Origin of the sequence: Actinocrinis sp., from assembly GCF_035938995.1 — a bacterium.
Classification (GTDB): Bacteria; Actinomycetota; Actinomycetes; order Streptomycetales; family Catenulisporaceae; genus DASZGI01.
In genome coordinates this window covers 1-6,178 of the sequence record NZ_DASZGI010000364.1, presented here as the reverse complement: position 1 = coordinate 6,178, position 6,178 = coordinate 1, and the positions used below count along the sequence as shown (strand labels likewise).

Below are 6,178 nucleotides of genomic sequence, written 5' to 3'. Positions count from 1 at the left end.
GACGCCGGCGGTGGCACGGATTCCGCGCCTGTCGCGACGATGTCGGTCGAGCGCGGGCAGCCCACGCCGGAGGAGGTCGCAGCGCTCGTCGCGGTGCTCGCAGGGCGCGCCGCCTCGGCGACCGAGTCGGGTCGGCGCGCCGCCTCCGCTCCCGTGTCCGGGTGGACGGAACGCTCGCGCTACGTGCGCAAGCGGCTGTCGCACTCGTCAGACGGCTGGCGCGCGTCGGCGCTGCCGCGGTGACGTCCGGGCACCGGACGCTCGACCATCAATACCCTGAATCGGGCTGCGCGCGGCTGCTCCTGCTGCGCATAGGATCGGCCGCGTGACCTTGAGACTCGTGCTCGCCTCCCAATCGCCCGCGCGCCTCGCCCTGCTGCGCCATGCAGGATTCGCCCCGGAGCCGATCGTCAGCGGCGTCGACGAGAACGCGTTCGAGCAGTCCGACCCGGCCGGCCTCGCGCTCGTGCTGGCCCAGGCCAAGGCGCGCACCGTCGCCGAGCGGTTGCGCCGCCCGGACGCGCAAGACGGCGCTGCAGCGCAGCGCACCCTCGTGATCGGCTGCGATTCCGTGCTCGATCTCGACGGCGTCGCGTACGGCAAACCCGCCGACCAGCAGGATGCGATCACGCGCTGGAAGGTCATGCGGGGCCGCGAAGGGGTCCTGGTGACCGGCCACTGCGTGATCGACACAGACGCAGGCGCCGCGCAGGTCCGGGAAGTGTCGGACGTCGCGCGCACGACGGTGCGCTTCGCTGACCTCTCGGACGCCGAGATCGAGGCATATGTGGCGACCGGCGAGCCGCTGTACGTCGCCGGCGCTTTCACTTTGGACGGTATCGGCGGCTCTTTCGTCGACGCGATCGTGGGCGACCCGTCCAACGTCATCGGACTGTCGCTGCCGCTACTGCGCCGACTGCTGGCCGATCTGGGACTCGCGGTGAGCGATCTGTGGGCCGATCCCTCTAACGACTGAATTCACTCGTTCGGCCGTAGCGCGTCACTCTCCCATGACGGTCAGTCACATACGCTGGCACCCGTGACAGTCCGGGACGAGCGTGGAGCCGACGCCTGGTCCCGCCGGGCCACGCTGCGCGCAGTCTTTGGCGCGTGCGCGCTCGCGTCTGCAGCGGGCGGGTGCTCGTCCGGCGGGGGCGGCGATCCGCATTCGACGACCGCTGGAAAAGCCGGTGCCTTAGGTACCGCCGCGCTCCCCGCCTCACCGGGTGCCACATCCGCGGCCGTTGCCGCCCCAGCGCCCGCCGAGATCGACCAGGCTCTCACCGTTCGCGACGCGGTCGCCCTCACCTTCCACGGCGACGGACCGCCCGCGATGGCCACCGCGCTGCTCGCCGAGGCCGAACGCGCGGGAGCCCGCCTGACGGTTCTGGCCGTCGGCCGCTGGCTCGGCGCGAACCCGCAGATGGCCAAGCGGATCATGGACGGCGGTCACGAGCTCGGCAACCACACTGAGCGCCACATCGACATCGACGCCCTCTCCCCAGACGCCGCGTACGCCGAGGTCGAGAACTGCGCCGCGCGCCTGCAACGGCTGACCGGCTCCCGTGGCCGTTGGTTCCGTCCTTCGCAGACCCAGCACGCCAACAGCATCGTGCTCGCCGCTGCCGTGCGTGCCGGCTATCCGACGGTGCTGGCGTACGACCTCGACTCACTCGACTACACCGACCCTGGCGCCAGCGTGGTGGTGCACAACGTGCTGTCGGCGGTGCGCGGCGGGGACGTGGTCTCGATGCATCTGGGACATCAAGGCACGATCCAGGCGCTCCCCGAAATCCTGGACGGGCTGCGCACCCGTGGCCTGCGCGCGGTCACCGCCTCGGAGCTCTTCCCCGCCCCGATCACCGCCTCGGAGGTAGCAGACCGGTGAATACGTTCACCCGCCGTCGGGTCACGTTCGGCGTCGCGGCGGCGATCCTCGTCATCGGGATTCCGGTAACCGCCTATGCAGTGTTCTCCTCACCCGCCGACAACGGCGCGCAGGCGAGCACAGTAGGCAGTCCGGCTCAGGGCAACGCGGCGGTCACCGTGCCGCACACAGCCGCGTCCGGGGCGTCACCGAGCATGCAGCTGCGGTCCGGGATCGCCGGGATGCCGGAGTACAACCCGTCGGACCTCTACTTCGCGGATCGCCCGAACGAGATGTCCGACGCGGTCAAGGGCATGCCGTCGTACGTGTACGTGCCGAACACGCAGTCGAACACGGTCACCATCATCGACCCGGCGACCTACAAGGTCGTGCGCACCGTTCCGGTCGGCGAGCAGCCGCAGCACGTCGTGCCCGGGTGGGATCTGCAGACCTTGTGGGTCAACAACGACCTCGGCAACTCGCTGACTCCGATCGACCCGCGCACGGGCGCGTTCGGCAAGGCGATCCCGGTGCACGACCCGTACAACCTGTACTTCACGCCGGACGGCAAGTCGGCGATGGTGATGGCCGAGGCGGACCGGCAGATCGTCTTCCGCGACCCGCACACGATGGCAATCCAGGATGTGCTGCACGTGCCGTGCGCCGGGGTGAACCACGCCGATTTCGCACCGGACGGCTCGTACTTCATCGCGTCCTGCGAGTTTTCCGGGCAGCTGCTCAAGGTCGACACGGTGTCGCACCAGCTGCTCGGCGTGATCCAGCTGAAGACGGGGTCCATGCCGCAGGACGTGAAGATCGCGCCGGACGGCTCGGTATGGTACGTCGCCGATATGGTCATGAACGGGCTGTGGACGCTCGACGGCGACGCGTTCAGGGTGACCGGCTTCATCCCGACCGGCCTCGGCGCGCACGGCCTGTACGTCAGCCGGGATTCCAAGCAGCTGTACGTCTCGAATCGCGGCGAAGGCTCGATCTCGGTGCTCGACTTCGCCACCGGGAAGGTCGTCGAGGCGTGGAAAATCCCAGGCAAGGCGAGCCCCGACATGGGCGGCGTGTCCGCGGACGGAAAGGTCCTGTGGTTGTCGGGACGGTATGACGCCGAGGTGTACGCGATCTCGACCGACGACGGGCACCTTATCGCCCGGATCAAGGTGGGCCAGGGCCCGCACGGCCTATGCGTGTTCCCGCAGCCGGGCCGGTACTCCCTAGGGCATACCGGAGTGTTCAGGTAATCGGATAATCCGAACGCAGGGTCAGGTCTTCGAGGAACTCGCGACTCTAGGAGGTTCCTGGGCGGCGCTCGGAGCCTCCTGGCCCTCGTCGTCTACTGGAGCGGGCACCGGTTCAACTTCAGACACTGCCTCGGGCTCCGGCGCGAGGACCGCGACAGGTGCGGGTGCGGCCTCGACCTCCGGCTCAAGGGCGGCAGGTGCTGGTGCGGCCTCGACCTCCGGTTCCGGCTCGGCTTCCGGGGCTAGTTCGGGCTCGGGTGTCGTTGCGGGTTCGGCTTCCGCAGCGGGCGCGGACTCCGGCTCGGCTGCGGACACAGGTTCGGGCTCCGGCTCGGGTGCCGCTTCCGCTTCGGCGACGGGAGCAGATTCCGCCTCGGCCGCGGGCTCGAGTTCGGCCTCCGGTTCCGGCTCGGACGGTGCGGGCTCCACTTCAGTTGTGGGCGCGGGCTCGGGCTCCTGCTTTTGCTCCGGCTCGGTGTCCAGCTCGTCCGTGGGCTCAGCGTCCGTTTCCGGCTCTGCGTCGGAGCTGAGCTCGCCTTCCGCTTCTGCCTCCTGCGCCAGCTCAAGCGCCGTCGCGGATTCCGGTTCTGCTTCAGGCTCCGGCTCCGCTTCCGATTCGGCTTCCAGCTCCGGCTCTTGCTCCGCCTCTGGTGCCACCTCGGCTTCTGGCTCGGCTTCGGCGGCATCTGGCTCAGCCTCGGCCTCAGGCTCCGGCTCGCGTTCGGTCTCCGGCACGGCAGCGACGACCGCATCCGCCGTCGGGTCTTTCTCCGGCTCCGGTTCCGAACTCGCGACCGGTTCGACCAGCCCGACCTGCCCGACCAGCTCGGGCTGCTGCTCCGCCGGGACCTGGTAAGGCGTCACGTCCTGCGGATTCTGCTCAACCGGTGGGAACGGCTGATATGGCTGGTATTCCACCGCTCTGGACCGCGCCGATATCCGGCGGTAGTAACGGCTCCGGTACCTCGTCCGATGGCGGTGGCGCCCGGCTATGTACAGCACGATGAGTCCCAGGGCGACGATTGCCGTCAGACCGATCGTCCACTCCGCGATCAGTCGTGAGTCCGTGGCCAGGTTGGCGGAGACCTTGTCGGGGCGCGCGTTGATGAGTCCAGATCCGGTGTGCACGGTCGTGGAGCCCGGAACCGTGTACGCCCACTGGATCGACGAGTAAGTGACGGTAAGGATCTCCGTGTTGCCGACTCGGTCATCTGCGACGAGTCCGGCGGCAGCCAGCGCGTACTCTGCGCTGCTGAATCCCGTTCCTGGACCGATCTCAAGGTACGCGCAGCCGAAGCGGTAGCCGGAGCTTGCCACCATGGTCAGGTTCCCCGACGCGGCGTCGACGGTTCGGGTGATGCGCAGTTCGGTCAGGTCGGCCGAGTCGATCTGCGGCGGCAGCATCGAATTCGGTCCGACGCCGGAGACCGTCAGCGCACCGGCGTGTCCGGGGTCCGTCGAGGTACCGCCGACGCCCGGCAGGTCGAGATCACCGCGGCCCGGCGCCGTCACCGGCTGGCCGCTCGGGACGCACGCCACCGAACTCGCTGCGTTCGGAGTGCTGACAAGGGCCACGGGTGAGAACGTCGAGACATACCCGGACACGCCACCGTCCGAGGTCGCGGTCGGAGAGTGCGACGGCTTGTGGTGCCCGTTGTCCGCGGACGACTGTCCGCCGACCGGAGTCGAGGGCACGAACGTGCTGGGGACGCTCGGGAAGATGAGGCTGAAGCTCGGCGTCGGATTGAACGTGAACGAGTGCTTGATGATCCGGTCCGGCTGGGTCGTACCCGCCGCATGCGCGGCCGACGGCAGAGCGAACACAGTGAGCGCGCAGGCGGCGCCGCCGATCGCCGCGAGGGCGCGCGCCGCAGGCGAGCGAAGCGCGGACGGCGCCGACGCGCGGGCGCGCTGGGCTATGGATCTACGAGGGTCGGTCGGCACGACTTGGGGCACTCCGGATCGTTCGGGTCGGGGCGGCGCTAGCTACGGAAGACGGGGTCTGCAGCATCGGCCCGCCTTCGCGTCCGCCGCCAACCGAGGAAGGCGGCGAGGATCCCGGCGAGCAGTCCACACAGATGCCCTTGCCAAGAAATGTGCATCGCGTTGACTACCCCGCTGGGATACAGCAGCACAAGTGTCCACTTGTAATAGATGAATACTGCCGCACCGACCGCGATCTGCCACACCGCCTGCCACACGGATCGGGCGAACAGGCCACGCGCGACCAGATATCCGATCAAGCCAAAGATGAGGCCGCTCGCGCCTACGACCATGGTGTTCGGCGAGGTGATCAGCCACGTGCCGAAGCCGCCCACCACGATGATGACCGCGACGGCGGACAGGAACTGCCGGAAACCACCCAAAACGGCGAGGAAGGTCAGCAAGGCGAGCGGCGGTGTGTTGCCCTCGATATGCGCCATGTTCAGGTGCAGGAAGGGCATCGTCAGGATGTGCGGGAGCGACGAGAGGGTGCGGCCCTCAAGCCCGAACTCGCCGTCGAGGCGGTAACTGTCGAGTGCGTTGATCCCCTGGATCAGCCAGATCAGGCCGATGAGGACAGCGGTGGCCTCGGTCGCGAGCCGGAGTTCGCCGAGGGCGGCCAGACCACGGGTCTTGACGATCGTTTTGGCGGTCGGCGGTCCGTCCGGCAGCTGCGGTAACGACGGTATGGACACTCTGGTTGCCCCCTCCCTGGCGTGTCCGGGCGCTGGCGACGCGCGGTGTACGTGTATGTGATGTGAACCATAGCGTCCGCATCCTTTCAAGGAGACGCACGGACGCGGTGGAATGGTTGTGGGCCGCATACAAGTCGTGGTGGCACCTTCGAGCAGTGCTCCCGCGAGCGAGGGCTTAGCGGCGCTGCCTACACTCATGAGGACTTCCCGGAACCGGAACAAGGAGCCTGTGCCGTGCGTAAGGTTTTGATTGCTAATCGGGGTGAGATCGCGGTGCGGGTGGCGCGGGCGTGCCGGGATGCGGGGGTGGGCAGTGTGGCGGTGTATGCGGAGTCGGATCGGGATGCGGTGCATGTGCGGGCGGCGGATGAGGCGTTCGC

7 protein-coding genes are annotated in these 6,178 nt (G+C 68.5%); 5 read left to right on the top strand and 2 right to left on the bottom strand.

What is annotated here, in order from left to right:
* The 4 genes from VGZ32_RS25425 to VGZ32_RS25410 form a co-directional block, all read left to right on the top strand.
* The coding region (locus VGZ32_RS25425; RefSeq protein WP_326888720.1) for an acyl-CoA carboxylase subunit epsilon at positions 1 to 243 on the top strand (243 nt) is incomplete at its 5' end.
* A gap of 82 nt (positions 244 to 325) precedes the next feature.
* Complete coding sequence (locus VGZ32_RS25420; RefSeq protein WP_326888719.1) at positions 326 to 976, top strand: nucleoside triphosphate pyrophosphatase; 651 nt, start codon at positions 326 to 328, stop codon at positions 974 to 976.
* A gap of 63 nt (positions 977 to 1,039) precedes the next feature.
* Positions 1,040 to 1,888, top strand: coding sequence for a polysaccharide deacetylase family protein (locus tag VGZ32_RS25415; RefSeq protein ID WP_326888718.1), 849 nt, complete (start codon positions 1,040 to 1,042; stop codon positions 1,886 to 1,888).
* The gene (locus VGZ32_RS25410) at positions 1,885 to 3,120 is read left to right on the top strand and encodes a YncE family protein (RefSeq protein ID WP_326888717.1); all 1,236 of its coding nucleotides are present in this window, start codon (positions 1,885 to 1,887) and stop codon (positions 3,118 to 3,120) included. The genes VGZ32_RS25415 and VGZ32_RS25410 overlap by 4 nt, the downstream gene beginning before the upstream one ends.
* Before the next feature lie 21 nt (positions 3,121 to 3,141).
* On the opposite strand, the gene VGZ32_RS25405 is transcribed toward VGZ32_RS25410, so the two are convergent.
* Together VGZ32_RS25405 and VGZ32_RS25400 are read right to left on the bottom strand one after the other, a co-directional pair.
* Positions 3,142 to 5,064, bottom strand: coding sequence for a hypothetical protein (locus VGZ32_RS25405; RefSeq protein ID WP_326888716.1), 1,923 nt, complete (start codon positions 5,062 to 5,064; stop codon positions 3,142 to 3,144).
* Between the two features lie 38 nt (positions 5,065 to 5,102).
* Positions 5,103 to 5,798, bottom strand: coding sequence for a rhomboid family intramembrane serine protease (locus tag VGZ32_RS25400; protein WP_326888715.1), 696 nt, complete (start codon positions 5,796 to 5,798; stop codon positions 5,103 to 5,105).
* A gap of 234 nt (positions 5,799 to 6,032) precedes the next feature.
* Here VGZ32_RS25400 and VGZ32_RS25395 point away from each other — a divergent pair.
* The coding region (locus tag VGZ32_RS25395) for a biotin carboxylase N-terminal domain-containing protein (protein ID WP_326888721.1) at positions 6,033 to 6,178 on the top strand (146 nt) is incomplete at its 3' end.